This is a genomic window from Nocardioides panaciterrulae (genome assembly GCF_013409645.1).
Taxonomy (GTDB): domain Bacteria; phylum Actinomycetota; class Actinomycetes; order Propionibacteriales; family Nocardioidaceae; genus Nocardioides; species Nocardioides panaciterrulae.
The window spans coordinates 3,599,409-3,615,457 of the sequence record NZ_JACCBG010000001.1 but is presented as its reverse complement, the minus strand read 5'-3'; the positions used below and the strand labels follow the sequence as shown (position 1 = coordinate 3,615,457).

Below are 16,049 nucleotides of genomic sequence, written 5' to 3'. Positions count from 1 at the left end.
GGTGAGAATGACCAGGTGAGCGACCTGATCGACACCACCGAGATGTATCTCCGCACCGTCTACGAGCTGACCGAGGAGGGCATCGTGCCGCTGCGCGCCCGGATCGCCGAGCGCCTGCACCAGAGCGGCCCGACCGTGTCGCAGACCGTGGCCCGGATGGAGCGCGACGGGCTGCTCACCGTCCAGGGCGACCGGCACCTCGAGCTGTCCGACGAGGGCATGCGGCTGGCCACCCGGGTGATGCGCAAGCACCGGCTCGCCGAGCGGCTGCTCACCGACGTGATCGGTCTGGACTGGGAGCTCGTGCACGAGGAGGCGTGCCGCTGGGAGCACGTCATCTCCGAGACCGTCGAGCGGCGCCTCGTCGAGCTGCTCGACCACCCCACCGAGTCGCCGTACGGCAACCCCATCCCGGGGCTCGACGAGCTCGGGGAGACCGCGGTGAGCGTGGACTTCCGCGAGGGGGTGGAGTCGCTGGCGAAGGCCGCCGGCGCCGAGGAGGCGCGGGTGATCGTCCGCCGGATCTCCGAGGAGATGCAGAAGGACGAGTCGCTGATGAGCGCGCTGCGCCGGGTGGGGGCGCTGCCGGACCGGACGATCACGGTCGTGGCCACCGCCGAGGGGGTCCTGGTGGGCTCGGGCGGGGAGTCCGCGGAGGTCGTGCCCGAGGCGGCGGAGCACATCTTCGTGCGCCGGCTCTGACCGGACGACGGGCCGGCGCCGGGCCGACCGTGGCTAGCCCCGGTCCTCCCGGGCCCGGAGCAGGGCGGCGAGGAACCCGCTGCAGCCCGCGTGCAGCTTGTGCGTGGCCAGCTCGTCGCCGCGGGTCCAGCCGCGGGTGACGATCACCACCGGGACGCCGTGGCGGGCGGCGCGCTTGACGAACCGCAGCCCGCTCATCACCGCCAGCGAGGAGCCCGCCACCAGCAGCGCGCCGCCGGTGTCGGCCAGCGCGTCGACGGCGGCGTAGCAGCGCGCCACCCGCTCGGCCGGCACGTTCTCCCCGAAGAACACCACGTGCGGCTTCAGCACCCCGCCGCAGGCGGCGCAGCCCGGCACCACGAACCCGTCGGTGTCGTCGAGCTCGACGTCGCCGTCGGGCCGGCTCGCCACCTCGGCGTACCGCTCGGCGAAGCCCGGGTTCAGCTCGGCCAGCCGTTCGTGCAGGCCGGCACGGGAGGACGTCGTACGACAGTCGAGGCAGACCACCTCGGCGATCCGGCCGTGCAGCGCGACCAGCCGCCGGGACCCGGCCCGCTCGTGCAGGCCGTCGACGTTCTGGGTGATCAGCAGCTCCGGGTCGAGCCGCGTGAGCGCGTGGTGGCCGGGGTTCGGCGCGGCCACGCGCATCCGGCCCCAGCCGAGGTGGCTGCGCGCCCAGTACCGCTGCCGGGCCGCGGGGCCGGCGACGAACTCCTGGTAGGTCATCGGCGTCCGCGCGGGGGAGCCCGGGCCGCGGTAGTCGGGGATGCCGGAGTCGGTGGACAGCCCCGCGCCCGTCAGCACCACCAGCGGCCGGCCGGTGAGCACGTCGAGCGCCGGTCGCCAGTCGTCCTCCCGGTCGTCCCCCCGGTGGTCGTCCCGGTGGTCGTCGAGGAGGGTCGGGGCCACGGCGCTCACCCCTCGAGGGTACGACGTGCCCGCCAGCACGCGGGGGCGGACGCTCGGCCGGGGGACGCGCGACACCCGGGCCGGGGCGCATGTCGGGGGGCGGGGCTCGGGTAAGGACGAGCGTGCCCACCCTCGAGAAGCTGTCCTCCCGCCAGCGGCTGTTCCTGGCCGCGCTGGGCGTCCCCGCGCTGGGGATGACGTTCACGGTGACCGTGGTCTCCACCTATGTGCCGGTGCTGGTGGACCAGGTGACGGGTCCGGTGGTGGTCGGCGCGCTGATCGGCGGCGAGGGGTTCTTCGGCATCTTCATGCCGGCGATCGTGGGCGGCATCTCCGACCGGCGCAGCCGCCGGGTGCGGGACCGGATGCCACTGCTGGTCGCCTTCGCCGCGGTGACCGCGCTGGCGGTCGCCGCCGTCGGGCTGCTGGCCGTGCTGGGGACGCTCTCGCTGTGGGCGCTGGCGCTGGCGCTGGCGGTGCTGTACGCCGGCTACTACTCCTTCCTCGCGCCCTACTGGAGCCTGTTCCCCGACCTGGTGCCCGACGAGCAGAGCGGACGGTCGGTCAGCGCGGAGAGCACCTGGCGGGTGACCGGTGTCGGCCTGGCCCTGATCGGCGGCGGGCTGATGATGGACCTCTCGCCCGGGCTGCCGTTCCTGGTCGCGGCGGTGCTGGTGGTGCTGGTCACCGCGCTGCTGCTGCGCGGGCTGCGGCACCGGCTCGACGAGCCGGTCCACCGCGACGGCGACGAGGGGGAGGAGGTGCTCACGAACCTCGGCGCGATCCGGCGGCTGCTGGCCGACGCCGACATCCGCGCCCTGTGCCTGGCCAACGGGCTGTGGAACTTCGCGCTGGCCGCGCTGCGGGCCTTCGTGGTGCTGTTCTTCACCGCGGGGCTGGGCCGGTCGTCGACGTTCGTGTCCACGGTGATCTTCCCGCTGGTCGCGGTCGGGATCGCCGTGGCCGCCCCGCTGTCGGGCTGGGCCGCCGACCGGTTCGGGCACGTGCGGCTGCTCGGCGCGTCGCTGCTGGTCTACGGCGTGCTGATGGTCGTCCCCGGCCTGACCCAGCAGACCTGGGTCGTCGCGCTGATCCCGCTGGTGGCCGCGGGCGCCGCGACGGTGATGACGCTCCCGCTGTCGGTGCTGATGCGGCTGCTCCCCGAGGACCGGCACGGCGCCGCCTCCGGGCTGTTCGGGCTCAGCCGGGGCATCGGCGCCACCCTCGGACCGGTCGTCGCCGGCGCCGCCATCGTGCTGCTCGGCCCGGTGTTGCCCTCGACGCACGGGTACGCCGCGATGTGGTTCGTCTGCTCCGCCGCCCTGGTGGCGAGCCTGCCGCTGCTGTGGCGGCTGCGGCACGACGACCGGCTCTGATCGTGCCCCGAGGTCGGACCCGGGCCCGGCGGTTCAGGTCCGGGCGTAGCGCTGCTGGGCGCGCGCCCGGGCCTTGGCGGCCTCGACCTCGCGGTCCTTCGGGGGCACGGCGGTCACCAGGTCGTCGAGCAGATGCCGGGTCGCGTGCGCGATCTCGGCGACCGCCCGGTCGAACGCGGCCTGGTTGGCCAGCGAGGGCTTCGTCGTACCGCTCACCTTGCGGACGTACTGCAGCGCGGCCGCGGTGACCTCGTCCGGGGTCGCCGGTGGCTCGAAGTTGTGGAGCGGTCTGATGTTGCGGCACATGCCGCCAGCCTAGGCGCTGAGCCGGGCTCGGACCGGGCGATCGGCGGGCCGGGCGGCGGGGCCGGGCGGCGAGCCGGGCCGGCCGGCCTGCCGGCGTTGGCGCGGGCGGCTAGCCTCCCGACATGGCAGGCAAGCAGGACCGCGAGTTCGACGTCGTGCTCTTCGGGGCCACCGGGTTCACCGGGCAGCTGACCGCGGCGTACCTCGCCCGGCACGCGCCCGCGGGCCTGCGCTGGGCGCTGGCGGGTCGGAACCAGGAGAAGCTGGCCGCGGTCCGGCTCCGGCTCGCGGCCATCGACCCGGAGCTGGGGCGCCTCGAGCTGCTGCGCGCCGACGTCTCCGACCCCGGGTCCCTCGCCGACGTCGCCGCCCGCGCGCGGGTCGTGATCACGACGGTCGGGCCCTACCTGACCTACGGCGAGCCGCTGGTCGCCGCGTGTGCCGAGGCGGGCACGGACTACGTCGACCTCACCGGTGAGCCGGAGTTCGTGGACCGGATGTACACCGCCCACCACGCCACCGCCGAGCGCACCGGCGCCCGAATCGTGCACGCCTGCGGCTTCGACTCGATCCCGCACGACCTCGGCGTTTTCTACACCGTGCAGCAGCTCGCCGCCTCGGGACCGGTGTCGGGACCCGTGTCGGTGCGCGGCGTGGTCCGCGCCAGCGGGATGTTCTCGGGCGGCACGTTCCACTCCGCGCTGACCGCGATGTCCCGGCCGCGGCAGATGAGGCAGGCAGCGGCCGACCGGCGTCGGGTCCAGCGGCGCCCGGAGGGCCGCTCCTCCCGCGCGGTGGCCGGGAAGCCGCACCGCGACGGCACGCTGGGGCTCTGGCTGCTACCGCTGCCGACCATCGACCCGCTCGTGGTGGCGCGCAGCGGTGCCGCGCTGGCGGCGTACGGCCCGGAGTTCCGCTACTCCCACTACGCCGGCACCAAGACGCTGCGCTACGCCGTCGGCGGGGCCGCCGGGGTCTCCGCACTGGCCCTCGCCGCCCAGGTCGGGCCGCTGCGCAACCTCCTCCTGGGTCGGGTCAAGCAGGGTGAGGGCCCCGACGAGGGCAAGCGCGCCCGGTCCTGGTTCACCGTCGACTTCGTCGCCGAGGGTGACGGGCGCACGCTGCACACCCGGGTGTCCGGGGGAGACCCCGGCTACGACGAGACCGCCACGATGCTGGCCGAGTCGGCCCTGTGCCTGGCCCTCGACGACAACCCGCCCACCGCCGGCCAGGTCACCATCGCCCAGGCGATGGGTGACGCGCTGCTGCGCCGCCTGCAGGACGCGGGGATCCGCTTCGAGGTGGTGGGGTAGCCGCCTGCAGGAATCCCCGGCCAGCCGGGGATTCCCTCGGTTGTCAGGCGGTGCAACGCCCCTCAAGCGAGGGAACGGGCTGACAAGCTGCCCGCAGCACGGGCTGGACGGCGGCCAGGAGGAGCGCCAGCCCGGCGCAGGCCAGCCACAGCGCCGCCGGCCCGGCGTGCGCGAGCAGCTGGGTGCCCAGCAGCGGGGCGACGACGGCCGCCAGGCCCCAGCAGGTGCCGTACGCCGCGAGGTAGCGCCCGGTCGCCCCCGCGGGCGCCAGCCGGGCGACCACGGCGTACGGATGGCCGAGCAGCAGCAGGTCGCCGGCGCTCCACACCACCGTCGCCACCAGGAAGCCGGTGAGCCCGTGGGCGGCGGCGGTGAGGGCCAGCCCGGCCGCGAGCAGCAGGTAGCCGAGCGTCATCGCGGAGAACCCGTCCCGTGGCTCCGGGAGACGGCGCAGCACGGCCTGGCCGCCGACGACCGTCGCCGCGGCCGTCGCCAGCAGCAGGCCGAGCCGGTCGGCGGGGAGCCCGCGCGCGACGAGGGTCAGCGGCAGCCCGACGAAGATCTGGAAGTAGAGGGTGGCGAACGCCGTGCCCGCGGCCAGCATCGCAAGCAGCCGACGGTCGCGCCACGGACCGGTGCCGGCGTCCGCGGCGGCACCGGCGGAGGGCCGGTCGGGCGGCAGGCCCCACCACACGAGGCCGGCCCCCAGCAGGCAGCTCATCGCGTCGGCGACCAGGAGCAACCGCAGATCGAGGCGGCCGAGCCAGGTCGCGAGCAGGCCCGCGAGCACCCCCGCGGCAGCCAGCGCCGCACCGAGCATCGCGAACGCCGCCGGACGCTCCTCCTCGGCACACAGGTCGGCGACGAGCGCCTGGCTGGGCGGCTCGTAGAGCTCGAAGACCAGACCGAGCACGACCACGGCGACGGCCGCCGCGGCGAGGCTCGGCGCGGCGGCGAAGGCCAGCTGGGCGGCGGCACAACCGGCGAGGCCGAGCACGATGGTCCGGCGCCGGCCGATCCGGTCGGCGAGCCGGCCGCCCGCGAGCCGCGAGGGGATCGTGGCCAGCCCGAAGCCGGCCAGCACGAGGCCAGCGGTGGTGACCGACGCGCCGTGCCGCTGCACCAGCACCAGGGCGGCGAACGGCAGCGAGAACGCCGCGAGCCGGTTCAGGGTCCGGGCCAGCATCAGCACCAGGACGGGTCGGGGCATCCGGCGGCGGATCCCGTGACTGGTCAAGGCGGTATCGTCAGTCACGACAGTGACTGTACGACGAGAGGATGTGACTGATCAAGTGCTGTTCGACAGTCACGTGTTGGCGCTGATGGAGGTCGCGGTCGGCCTGGTCAACCTGACGACCGGGGGCGAGGACCGCGGCACGCCGTACGACGTGCCCAGCGACCCGATCCTGACCGCGCCGGTCTCGACGCTGCTCGCGCGGGGCGGGCGGCGCCCGCGGGTGAGCGTCCACGACGTCGAGGTGCTGCGGCGCACTGCCGAGCGGGCGCGCGTGGTGTTCGAGTCGGTCGCCGACGGGGACGTCCCGCGGGCCGCGGAGGTCGTCAACCTGCTGTTGCGCGAGACCGGCGCCCGGCCCCAGCTGGACCGGTTCGACGACGGCGCGTGGAGCCTGCACTTCCACGGCCTCGACGACTCACTGGCGCACGGCTGGGCCGCGGGCGTGGCGGCCGGGCTGGCCCTCGCGGTGGGCAGCGAGCTGGCCGGACGCCTCGGCGTGTGCGCGGCGCCGGGCTGCGACCGGGTCTACGTCGACACCTCGCGCAACAGCCAGCGACGGTTCTGCTCGACCCGGTGCCAGAGCCGGGTCAAGGCGGCCGTGCACCGGTCCCGGCACCGTTAGCCAGGAACGGGAGGTCGCGGCACCAGCGCCGGCGGGCGCAGCAGGAGGGCACGGTCGATGGTGCGCAGCTTGTCGGGCTCGAAGCCGTTCCGCGCCCCCCACAGCACCGCCTGCGGGCGCCGCTGGACATCGATCTTGCGGTACGCGGTGCGGATGTAGGTCTTCACCGAGTTGATGCTCAGATAGATCCGATCCGCGATCTCCTGGTTGCTCAGGCCCTGGGTGATCAAGGCCAGGATCTCGGCCTCCCGGGGAGACAGCCCGGCCGACCGCCCCGGCCAGTCGCCGGCGCCGTCGACGCTCGCCTCGTCGTCGCCCGGAAGGACGACGACCTCGCCGTTCATGACCCGCTCGAGGGCGGCGACGATCTCGGGTCCGGACAGCACCTTGGAGAGATAGCCGCTGGCGCCACCGGCGAGGGCCTGCTGGATCATCTCGGGCCGGAGGTTCCAGCTGTAGACCACCACCCTCGCGCCACTGTCGCGGACGAAGTCCTCCAGATCGACGCCGGTTCCCTGGACCTGACCGAAGGTGTCGTAGAGGACGATGTCGACATCGGTGAGGACCGACAGCGACGCCCCGGTCTCGACGACGTCGATGCGCTCGGACGCCAGGAATCGAGCGACGCCGGCGACGACCACGGCATAGTCGTCGACGATGGCCAGCCGCAGCGGGCGCTTCGCTGGATCCATCGACCCAGACTAGTGCAGTGGTGACCTCGGGAGGTGCCGGAGCCGAGGGCTCCCGAACCTCGACGCAGGGCGAGGCCTCATCGGTGCCCCAGGTAGGAGTCGAACCTACGACCTTTCGCTTAGGAGGCGGCTGCTCTATCCACTGAGCTACTGGGGCGGGCCAGGTGCGCATTCGTGTCGAAGACGTCCACCGGCGGTGGTCATTTTGGCAGCAGACGGTGGGCATGACGAATGCGGGGCCTTGAGCGTGGCCGAGTCGGTCGGGGTTGGTCGGGGCTCAGGGCCGAACGAGTCGGCCAGCCGTCGTCTCAGGGACCGCCGGAGTGCAAGGAGCCGAAACGCCCTGGCTTCTCCCGATTCAACGCGTGAGGCGGTGCAGATCCCAACGCCACAGGGCCCACAGGTCGTCGACCCACTCGACCGGGACGCCGACGTGCTGAACGTGGATGGTGGTCAACTTGTCGCCGCTGTCGTCGTTGTACTCCATCAACGCCATGCGGATGATGCTCGGCGGGTCCAGCAACGAACGCACCGTGTCGACGTTGGGCTGTGCCGACTGAGGTCGCTGCCAGTTCCAAGTCTTGAAGATCGCCTCTGGCTCGTTGAGCATCTCGAAGGTCGTAGTGATGTGCCCGTACTCGCCGTCCCCGTCGGGACGGGTCCCGTCGTGAGTCCAGGTCGCTCCGACCGCCAAGTCACCAGCCGAACCACCCCGACACGAGGGCCACGCCACCAGGGAGGCGGCACGCGGGAAGATGATGCGACGGGACGCGGGCACCTCCCCGGTCGCGACCACATGTCCACGCCGCCCCGACAGCCTGCGCGCCGAAGGTCCACCCTCCACGTCGGCGAGGATGCGGCTACTGGCCTCCAGCCCAGCGTCCACGATGGCGTCGCCCTCTGAGGCACCTGCCTCGTCAGAATCACCCAGGGCCTCCCACAGGCCCTTGTCCTCACGCAGAACTCGGCCGTCAGAGGCGGGCTCCCGCCACACCTGCAGCAGATAGTGCTCCACCACGGGGCCATCGCCGAGATCCCAGTCGGGATCGTCGTCGCGAAGCAGTCCCTCGCGACGGCCCCGAGCACAGACACGCACACGGAAGTCGCCGGCCCGATCGACCAGCGTCGCCATCGGCCCGTCAATCATCTCGCACACGGTGACCTCGCCCTGACAGGTCAGGCTCAACTCGACCATGTCCAGCCAGTCATCATCGACCATCGCCGGTGGACCGTCGTGCTGCTCAACCGTGATCTCAAACGGACCCCACTGAGACCCGGTCAGCACCCACACCTCGTGCTGGTCGTCCGTAGTCTCGAACCTCACCAGCGAGTTGCTGGGTACCTCAAGCCCCCGCAAGCCGGAGGGGTACTCCTCACGCAGGACGAAGCACCGGTACTCGGTCTCGACCACCGCGACGCTTCTCGAGTCGATCACGCGGCGATTCTGCCAGCGGTCCATCGTCCAGACGTGCCACGTCGCCAGTACGTCCACGACGGCGATCGCGATCGCTACCCGGTGGCCGACTACCGCGCGTGGCTTGTTCCAGATTCTCAGAATCCTGTTCAAGTCGCCTCGCGCGGACCGTCGATTCTCGCGTAGCACCGGATGATCAACACGGTCTACTGGGGCGGGCCATGTGCACATTCGTGTCGGGGTTGGTCGGGGCTCAGGGGAACCCAGGGGCCCTGCCACCCCGTCCAAGGGGTAGGAGCGGAACCGACGGAGGACGGATGGATTGCGACGGAGACTTCTCCGCCTACGCGAGCGCACGCTGGGCGACACTCGTGCGCTCGGCGGTCTTCCTCGGCTGCACGCTCGACGAAGCGCACGACCTCGCCCAGACCACGCTGCTGCGCTGCTACACCGCGTGGCGGAAGGTCGAGAAGGCCCGCGACCGCGACGCCTACGTGTACAGGATCATGCTCAACTGCCACCGCGACAGCCGGCGCCGACGCTGGTGGGGTGAGCGGCCGGCCGCGACACTTCCCGACCGGGCCACCGAGGACCCCACCGAGCACGTCGAGGTGACCGACGCAGTGCACCGGGCACTTGCCGACCTGTCCCCGGTGCACCGAGAGGTCATCGTCCTGCGCTACTACGCGCACCTGAGCGAGCAGCAGACCGCAGACGTCCTCGGCATCGCCCCCGGCACGGTCAAGAGCCGCGTCGCGCGCGCCCTGCGTCTGCTCGCGACCAACGGCCATCTGGCCGACCTCGCCGAAGGAGGCCAGTGATGACCGACAAGACGCCCGCCGCCCTCGATCGGCTCTGGGACGACATCCCGACCGGACCGGCCCCCATCGGCGACCTCCTGGTCGCCGGGGGTGTCGCCAAGCGGCGCAAGCGCCGCGCCATCCTTTCCTGCACCGCCGCCGCGACCGCGCTCGCCCTCGGTGGAGGGTACGTCGCTGCGCACACCCTCCCTGGCCTCAACGCCCCGGTGGCCTCCGCATCCGGTGACCACCTGAAGGTTCAGGTCACGACCGGCATGGCACCCGGCGTATCGACCCTCTTCGACCAGCTGCGCACCAACATCGACCTCGCGGCGGCCGCGTGGCGGCCGAGCGACCAGGCCCTTGTCTACGTGTCCGAGATGGCCTACAGCAGCTCCTGCCCACCTACCGCAACCGCGGCCGCCACCCACGGCGGCAAGGTCACCCTCCGCATCCGTGACTACGACGGCGCAGGTGTGTGCACCGCCGACGCCGGACGCGTCACCGTGGTCATCGGCGGGCTCAACGACGCGCCGGCAAGACTCACCGTCGTCGCCGGCGGCACGACGAGCGTCATCCCGGTGGCCAGGGCAGGTCGCAAGCCCACACCGGTCGCACCGAACAAAGCGCTTGCCGTTGGCGAATCAGGCCCCGTGATGCTCTACCTGCACTGCGGACTGCAGTACGTCTCCGTCGGTGGACGGTTGTGGGAGACCGCCCCGCGCGGAAACGGCAATCCGCCCGTGGGCCTGCCTCAACGGCTCTCCGGCACCGCCACCCGCACCGGTGCGAAGACCATCGTGTTCACCAGCGACCGACTGGCGGCGCTGCACGGCGCCGACCTCGGCAGCGACCGGATCGTCTTCCACCCGGCACCGCGGTCGGACCGCTTCGTCTGCTACTGACCGGGCCGCTGCGCGGGCGGCCTGCTGGCCCCGGCCGGGGACCGCCCGGTCACGACCGCCCGGTCACATCCGCCCGGTCACATCCGCCCGGTCACATCCGCTCGGGGGCGGCGATGCCGAGCAGCCCGAGCCCCTGCTCGAGCACCCGCAGCGTCAGCCCGCACAACCGGAGCCGCGCGTCGCGGACCGCCGGCTCGGGCGCCTTCAGCACCGGGCACTGGTCGTAGAAGGTCGTGAACCGCTGGGCCAGGTCGAAGAGATAGCCGCACAGCCGGTGCGGCTCGAGCGCCGCGCCCACCCCGGCGACGACGTCGCCGAAGCCGAGCAGCGCGAGCATCAGGTCGCGCTCGGCGTCCTCGGTCTGCACGATCGGCCCGTTCACCGGGGAGACCCCGCCCTCCTCGGCCCGCCGCAGGATCGAGCGGATCCGCGCCGCGGCGTACTGCAGGTAAGGACCGGTGTTGCCGGTCAGCGAGACCATCCGGTCGAGGTCGAAGGTGTACTCGCTGTCGTGGGCCACCGACAGGTCGGCGTACTTGACCGCGCCGATCCCCACCTGACGGGCGATCCGGCCGCGCTCCTCGGGGGACAGCTCGGGGCGGGCCTCCTCGAGCACCGCCGCCGCCCGCTCGACCGCCTCCTCGAGCAGCGCGCGCAGCCGCAGCGGGGCGCCGCTGCGGGTCTTGAGGATCTTGCCGTCGGCGCCCAGCACGTTGCCGATCTGGACGTGCACGACCTCGACGTCGTCGGGCAGCCAGCCGGCCTTGCGGGCCGCCGCGAAGACCATCTGCAGGTGCAGGTGCTGCGGGGCGCCGACGACGTAGAGCACCCGGTCGGCGTGCAGGTCGCGCACCCGGTGCCGGATGGTGGCGAGGTCGGTGGTGCCGTAGCCGTAGCCGCCGTCGCTCTTGCGCACGATCAGCGGCACCGGCTTGCCCTCGCGGCCGGTGAACTCCTCCAGGAACACACACAGCGCGCCGTCGCTCACGGTCGCCAGGCCGGCGGCCTCGAGCTCGTCGCAGATCTGCGCCAGCTCGGCGTTGTACGTCGACTCGCCGGCCAGGTCGGCGTCGGTCAGCGTGACGTCGAGCAGGTCGTAGATCGAGTTGAAGTACGCCGTGGACAGGTCGATCAGCTCCTGCCAGAGACGCAGCGTGTCCGGGTCACCGGCCTGCAGCGCGACCACCCGCCGGCGCGCCCGGTCGGCGAAGCCGTCGGTGTCGGCGTCGAACTCCGCACGCGCCGCCTGGTAGAAGGCGTTGGGATCCGAGGCCAGCAGCTTCGCGGCCTCGGAGTCCTCGCCGACGTCGAGCAGGTGCTCGATCAGCATGCCGAACGGGGTGCCCCAGTCGCCGATGTGGTTCTGGCGCACGACCCGGTGCCCGAGGTGCTCCAGGGTCCGCGCCAGCGCGTCCCCGACCACGGTCGTGCGCAGGTGGCCGACGTGCATCTCCTTGGCGACGTTGGGCGCGGAGTAGTCGATCGGCACGAGCTGCGGCTGCTGGACGGGTACGCCGAGCCGCGGGTCGGCGGCCTGGCCGGTGGCCTGGGTGGCCAGCCAGTCGCCGCGCAGCGTGAGGTTGACGAAGCCCGGGCCGCTGACCTCGGGTGCCACGCACACGTCGGCGACGTCGAGGTGCTCGACGAGGGTCGTGGCCACCGCGCGGGGATTGCTGCCGAGCCGCTTGGCCAGCGCCAGCGCGACGTTCGCCTGGAAGTCCGCGAACTGGCTGGGTCGCAGCACCGGATCGGTCCCGGCGTACTCGCCGCCGAACGCGGCGACGAGGGCGCGCTGGAGGCGCTCGGTGAGGACGTCGGCGGGGCTGACCATGTCCGCAAGATTAGAAGGGGCCGCGGCGGGTACGACGTCGGGGTTTGTCTCGGACGGGCGGCGGGCAGCACTATTGGTGGGGTCGTGCGTAGGTTTGAGCCTGCGTAGAGCTGTTCCCTGACCCGAGGTGGAGTGCATGTCCGACGCCGAGCCGTCCCCTGCCGTGCCGGGGCCGGTTGCGCCCAAACGCCGGGGCAAGGGACGCAAGCGCCACACTGTCGCCAAGGTCGTCGTGGCCAGCCTCGTGGTGCTGGCGATGGCCACCGGACTCTCGGTGGTCTTCATCTACCGACACCTCAACGGCAACCTCAACGTCCAGGACCTCAGCGGCCAGCTCGGCGGCGACCGCCCGGACAAGAAGTACGTCGCCGGCTCGGGCGAACCGCTGAACATCTTGGTGATGGGCTCCGACGCGCGTGACTGCAAGGGCTGCAACATCGACAACCTCACCGGCATGGGCCAGCGGTCGGACACCACGATCCTGCTGCACCTCTCGGCCGACCGGACCCGGGCGTACGGCATCAGCGTCCCGCGCGACTCGATGGTCGACCGCCCGACCTGCCTCGGCGCGAACGGCGAGACCATCCCCGGGGGCACCCATGTGATGTGGAACGAGGCGTTCTCGATCGGCGGCCCGGCCTGCACGATGAAGCAGTTCGAGTCGCTGACCGGCATCCGCCTCGACCACTACGTGGTGGTCAACTTCGAGGGCTTCAAGAGCATGGTCGACGCGATCGGGGGGGTCGAGGTCTGCATCCCCGAACCCGGCTTCGTCGACCCCGCGCACGGCATCAACCTGCCGGCCGGCACCCGCAAGCTCGAGGGGGTGCAGGCGCTCAACTACGTGCGTGAGCGGTACGAGGTCGGCAACGGCTCCGACATCGGCCGGATGAAGCGGCAGCAGGCGTTCATCGCCTCGATGGCCCACCAGGTGGTCTCCGCGGGCACCCTGTCGCGGCCGGACCGGATCGTGAGCTTCCTCGACGCCGCGACCAAGTCGCTGACCACCGACCTGCCCAACCTGGTCAAGATCGGCCAGCTCGGCTACGAGTTCCGCAACATCGGCCTGGACCACATCCAGTTCCTCACGATCCCGAACACCGTCGACCCGACCAACCCGAACCACCTGGTCTGGACCCCGCAGGCCAAGCGGGTCTGGCGCAAGATCATCGACGACGAGCCGCTGACCAAGCGGCTGGCCACCGACGTGATCACCGCCGGCAACGTCCCCGGCGGCAGCCACCACTCCGGCGGGTCCGGCCACTCCTCCGGCTCGCCCTCGGGCGGCAGCTCCTCCGGCTCCTCCGGCACCGCCGCGCAGGGGCCGAGCCAGCAGGAGCTCGCCGACGCCGGTCTGTGCGCCTGAGCGGGACACGATGACCGGGGAGACCGACTGGGAGCGCCGCCGCCGGCTCGCGGAGGTCTTCGGCGACGTGCTGCCCGAGACCACCAGCGACGAGCGCGACCCCGAGGCGCGCCGGGATCGCGGCCGCGGCGAGGACGCCGGCGAGCGGTGGCTGAAGGACCAGGTGCCGCCGCACCACGGCTGAGCATCGGATCAGTAGGAGCGGACCAGCCCGCCGTCCACGCGCAGCTGCACGCCGGTGACGTAGGACGCGGCGTCGCTGGCGAGGTAGACGACGGCCGAGGCGAACTCCTCCGCGGTGCCGTAGCGGCGCGCCGGGATCGAGGCCTCCGCGGCCGCCTTGACCTCCTCGGGGCTGGTGCCGGTGCGATCGGCGCGGGCCCGGTCGAGCGAGGCCACCCGGTCGGTGGTGATCCGGCCGGGCAGCACCATGTTGACGGTCACGCCGTCACCGGCGACCTCGGCGGCGAGCGTCTTCAGGTAGCCCGCCAGCGCCCCCCGGCCGGTGTTGGACAGCGCCAGGCCCTCCAGCGGGGCCTGCACGCCGCTGGACCCGATCGCCACGATCCGGCCCCAGCCGCGCTCCCGCATGCCGGGCAGCAAGGCCCGCACGAGCCGGATCTGCTGCATCAGCAGGAGCTCCAACGCCTCCGCGGCGCTCTCGGGCGTCAACTCCGTCGCACCGCCGGGGCGCGGCCCGCCGCTGTTGAGCACCAGCACGTCGACCCCGCCGAAGCGTTCGGTCGCCGCGCCGACCAGCCGGTCGACGGCGTCGGCCTCGGTCAGGTCCACCCCGAGGCCGACCGCCGAGGGGAGTCGGGCGGCCTCCGCGGCGGCAAGGTCACCGCGGCGGCCGGCGAGGACGACGTTCGCGCCCTCCCCGGCCAGCAACCGGGCGGAGGCCAGCCCGAGGCCCGCGGTCGAGCCGGGCACGAGCGCGGTCCGGCCGCGCAGTCCGGTTTCCATGTCGGGGGTCGCCGCGCGGCCGTCAGAGCTGCCGCTGCGCGGCGAGCAGGTCGCGGATCTCCTGGAGCAGCTTCACGTCCTCCGGAGTGCCCGGCTGCGGGCCGGGGAAGTAGCGCTCCTTGGCCTTGGTGTAGGGCAGCACGATCAGGAAGTAGACGACCGCGGCCAAGACCAGGAACGCGATCAGCGCGGTGAGCCAGGCGCCGACGTGGATCCCGTGCGGCGCGTAACGGGAGAAGTTCGGCTGCCCGCCGACCTTGCCGACCAGGTCCATGATCAGCGCGACCGTGGCGGTCACCACCGTGGCGAAGGCGCCGCCCATGATGAACGCGATGGCCAGTTCGACCAGGTTGCCGCGGAGGATGAAGTTCTTGAACCCGGTCACTGCGTGTCCCCTTCGTCGGTGCCCGAGAGCCTGGTCGTCCCGGCGGGAGCATGCTAGCGGTCCCAGGTGAAGGTGAGGAAGTACCGCACCGCGGCCCCCGCGAGCGCCGGCACCTCGTCGGGCCGGGCGCCGAGCACCACCAGCCGGCCGGTCAGGCTGCCGTCGATCGCCCGCTCCCGGTCGTCGCCGGGCAGCGCGAGGACCGGGACGTCGGCGGCGACCACCCGCGCGGCCGCCGCGCCCTGGGGGTCGGCCGCGACCAGGTCGATCCGGTCGCCGACGCGCAGCAGCCCGGCCATGCCGGCGTCCGGCAGCCGGACCGGCACCGCGGCCAGGCCGGGGTAGGCGTCGGTCAGCCGCGGCCCGAGGAGGCGTACGTCGGTCACCGGCTCGCCCGCGCGCACGGGGGCGGCGACGATGCGGCCGACCGGGTTCCGGACCACCCCGGAGGGCACCGACCCGGGCGCGAAACCGGCCCGCACCAGGTCGTCGGCCGCGACCACCGCGCCCGGGGCCAGGTCGTGGGCGGCCACCGGCACGGGCACGCGCGGGGCCGGCGGGCCGGTCGCGGCCCGGAGCCCGGTCGCGACCGCGACCGCGACCAGCAGCGCCGCCAGCGGCCGGCGGCGGCGCAGCACCGCGCGGCGTACCGATGTCGGCAGCCGGGCGAGGCGGTCGCGGAGAGGGGGCATGAGCCGACCGTAGGCGGTCCGGCCGGTGCCCGCGCCGGCCTCTCCACAGGGCCGCGCGCGGCCCCGGGGGAGGGTCAGCTGGCGGCCGCGGCGGGCTTGCTCTCGGACTTCTTGGTCGAGGAGCCGGAGGTCGAGCCGGAGTCGGAGCCCGAGGACGAGCCGGACGAGCCGGAGTCCGAGGAGCCGCTCGCGGCCGCCCCGGTGCCGCCGGACGACCCGGACGCCGCGGACGACCCGGACGCCGCGGGGGACCGGCTGTCGGTGCGGTAGAAGCCCGAGCCCTTGAAGACGACGCCGACGGCGTTGAACACCTTGCGCAGTCGGCCGTCGCACTCGGGGCAGACGGTGAGCGCGTCGTCGGAGAAGCTCTGGAACTGTTCGAAGGCGTGGCCGCACTCGGTGCAGGCGTACTGGTAGGTCGGCACGGTTCTCCTCGGTGACGTCCGGTGGACGAGGTCCGCGGGACCCGGTGGCGCCTCGCACTGGCGTGGCATCGGCAGTGGCGCTGGCACTCGGCCCCGGCGACTGCCAAT

Annotated in this window: 18 protein-coding genes and 1 tRNA gene; 8 read left to right on the top strand and 11 right to left on the bottom strand. The window is 73.0% G+C overall.

Features of this window, described 5'->3' with window-relative positions; all coding sequences use genetic code 11:
- Positions 1 to 15 precede the first annotated feature (15 nt).
- A complete protein-coding gene (locus BJZ21_RS17230; protein ID WP_179664876.1) occupies positions 16 to 702 on the top strand; it encodes an iron-dependent transcriptional repressor DtxR in 687 nt (228 codons plus the stop codon).
- Between the two features lie 33 nt (positions 703 to 735).
- Here the strand turns inward: BJZ21_RS17230 and BJZ21_RS17225 are convergent, their stop codons facing one another.
- Positions 736 to 1,620, bottom strand: a complete 885-nt coding sequence (locus BJZ21_RS17225; protein ID WP_343052194.1) for a Sir2 family NAD-dependent protein deacetylase — start codon at positions 1,618 to 1,620, stop codon at positions 736 to 738.
- A gap of 113 nt (positions 1,621 to 1,733) precedes the next feature.
- On the opposite strand from BJZ21_RS17225, the gene BJZ21_RS17220 reads away from it, so the two are divergent.
- Positions 1,734 to 2,987, top strand: coding sequence for an MFS transporter (locus BJZ21_RS17220; protein ID WP_179664875.1), 1,254 nt, complete (start codon positions 1,734 to 1,736; stop codon positions 2,985 to 2,987).
- A 33-nt stretch (positions 2,988 to 3,020) separates the two neighbouring features.
- Here the strand turns inward: BJZ21_RS17220 and BJZ21_RS17215 are convergent, their stop codons facing one another.
- Positions 3,021 to 3,293: a DUF2277 domain-containing protein gene (locus BJZ21_RS17215; RefSeq protein WP_179664874.1), complete on the bottom strand. Its 273-nt coding sequence runs from the start codon at positions 3,291 to 3,293 to the stop codon at positions 3,021 to 3,023.
- Between the two features lie 122 nt (positions 3,294 to 3,415).
- On the opposite strand from BJZ21_RS17215, the gene BJZ21_RS17210 reads away from it, so the two are divergent.
- Positions 3,416 to 4,606, top strand: coding sequence for a saccharopine dehydrogenase family protein (locus BJZ21_RS17210; protein WP_179664873.1), 1,191 nt, complete (start codon positions 3,416 to 3,418; stop codon positions 4,604 to 4,606).
- 43 nt (positions 4,607 to 4,649) lie between these two features.
- Here the strand turns inward: BJZ21_RS17210 and BJZ21_RS17205 are convergent, their stop codons facing one another.
- Positions 4,650 to 5,861 (bottom strand): MFS transporter, encoded by a 1,212-nt coding sequence (locus BJZ21_RS17205; protein WP_343052193.1) that lies wholly within the window; start codon positions 5,859 to 5,861, stop codon positions 4,650 to 4,652.
- A gap of 37 nt (positions 5,862 to 5,898) precedes the next feature.
- Here BJZ21_RS17205 and BJZ21_RS17200 point away from each other — a divergent pair, with 37 nt between their 5' ends.
- Positions 5,899 to 6,465, top strand: coding sequence for a CGNR zinc finger domain-containing protein (locus BJZ21_RS17200; protein ID WP_179664872.1), 567 nt, complete (start codon positions 5,899 to 5,901; stop codon positions 6,463 to 6,465).
- On the opposite strand, the gene BJZ21_RS17195 is transcribed toward BJZ21_RS17200, so the two are convergent.
- The 3 genes from BJZ21_RS17195 to BJZ21_RS17185 all read right to left on the bottom strand — a co-directional run bounded on the left by BJZ21_RS17195 (position 6,462) and on the right by BJZ21_RS17185 (position 8,724).
- On the bottom strand, positions 6,462 to 7,157 hold the full coding sequence (locus BJZ21_RS17195) for a response regulator transcription factor (protein WP_179664871.1): 696 nt from the start codon (positions 7,155 to 7,157) through the stop codon (positions 6,462 to 6,464). The two genes, BJZ21_RS17200 and BJZ21_RS17195, sit on opposite strands and share 4 nt — an antisense overlap.
- An 84-nt stretch (positions 7,158 to 7,241) precedes the next feature.
- Positions 7,242 to 7,314, bottom strand: a tRNA-Arg gene (locus BJZ21_RS17190).
- A gap of 201 nt (positions 7,315 to 7,515) precedes the next feature.
- Positions 7,516 to 8,724, bottom strand: coding sequence for a hypothetical protein (locus BJZ21_RS17185; RefSeq protein ID WP_179664870.1), 1,209 nt, complete (start codon positions 8,722 to 8,724; stop codon positions 7,516 to 7,518).
- Positions 8,725 to 8,888: 164 nt separating this feature from the next.
- On the opposite strand from BJZ21_RS17185, the gene BJZ21_RS17180 reads away from it, so the two are divergent.
- Together BJZ21_RS17180 and BJZ21_RS17175 are read left to right on the top strand one after the other, a co-directional pair.
- Positions 8,889 to 9,392 carry a SigE family RNA polymerase sigma factor gene (locus tag BJZ21_RS17180; RefSeq protein ID WP_179664869.1) on the top strand — a complete coding sequence of 168 codons (504 nt, stop codon included), beginning with the start codon at positions 8,889 to 8,891 and terminating at the stop codon, positions 9,390 to 9,392.
- Entirely contained in the window at positions 9,392 to 10,276 is an 885-nt protein-coding gene (locus tag BJZ21_RS17175) for a hypothetical protein (protein WP_179664868.1), read from the top strand. Before BJZ21_RS17180 ends, BJZ21_RS17175 begins: the two co-directional genes overlap by 1 nt.
- Before the next feature lie 91 nt (positions 10,277 to 10,367).
- On the opposite strand, the gene argS is transcribed toward BJZ21_RS17175, so the two are convergent.
- A complete protein-coding gene (gene argS, locus BJZ21_RS17170) occupies positions 10,368 to 12,107 on the bottom strand; it encodes an arginine--tRNA ligase (RefSeq protein WP_179664867.1) in 1,740 nt (579 codons plus the stop codon).
- Between the two features lie 136 nt (positions 12,108 to 12,243).
- On the opposite strand from argS, the gene BJZ21_RS17165 reads away from it, so the two are divergent.
- Together BJZ21_RS17165 and BJZ21_RS17160 are read left to right on the top strand one after the other, a co-directional pair.
- Positions 12,244 to 13,473, top strand: a complete 1,230-nt coding sequence (locus BJZ21_RS17165) for an LCP family protein (protein WP_179664866.1) — start codon at positions 12,244 to 12,246, stop codon at positions 13,471 to 13,473.
- A gap of 10 nt (positions 13,474 to 13,483) precedes the next feature.
- Positions 13,484 to 13,657 (top strand): hypothetical protein, encoded by a 174-nt coding sequence (locus BJZ21_RS17160; protein ID WP_179664865.1) that lies wholly within the window; start codon positions 13,484 to 13,486, stop codon positions 13,655 to 13,657.
- A gap of 8 nt (positions 13,658 to 13,665) precedes the next feature.
- Here BJZ21_RS17160 and BJZ21_RS17155 read toward each other — a convergent pair whose 3' ends face one another.
- The 4 genes from BJZ21_RS17155 to BJZ21_RS17140 form a co-directional block, all read right to left on the bottom strand.
- Complete coding sequence (locus BJZ21_RS17155; protein ID WP_179664864.1) at positions 13,666 to 14,439, bottom strand: SDR family oxidoreductase; 774 nt, start codon at positions 14,437 to 14,439, stop codon at positions 13,666 to 13,668.
- Positions 14,440 to 14,461: 22 nt separating this feature from the next.
- Entirely contained in the window at positions 14,462 to 14,824 is a 363-nt protein-coding gene (locus BJZ21_RS17150) for an MscL family protein (protein ID WP_179664863.1), read from the bottom strand.
- A gap of 53 nt (positions 14,825 to 14,877) precedes the next feature.
- Positions 14,878 to 15,516 (bottom strand): SAF domain-containing protein, encoded by a 639-nt coding sequence (locus BJZ21_RS17145; RefSeq protein ID WP_179664862.1) that lies wholly within the window; start codon positions 15,514 to 15,516, stop codon positions 14,878 to 14,880.
- A 74-nt stretch (positions 15,517 to 15,590) separates the two neighbouring features.
- A complete protein-coding gene (locus tag BJZ21_RS17140) occupies positions 15,591 to 15,941 on the bottom strand; it encodes an FmdB family zinc ribbon protein (RefSeq protein ID WP_179664861.1) in 351 nt (116 codons plus the stop codon).
- Positions 15,942 to 16,049 lie beyond the last annotated feature (108 nt).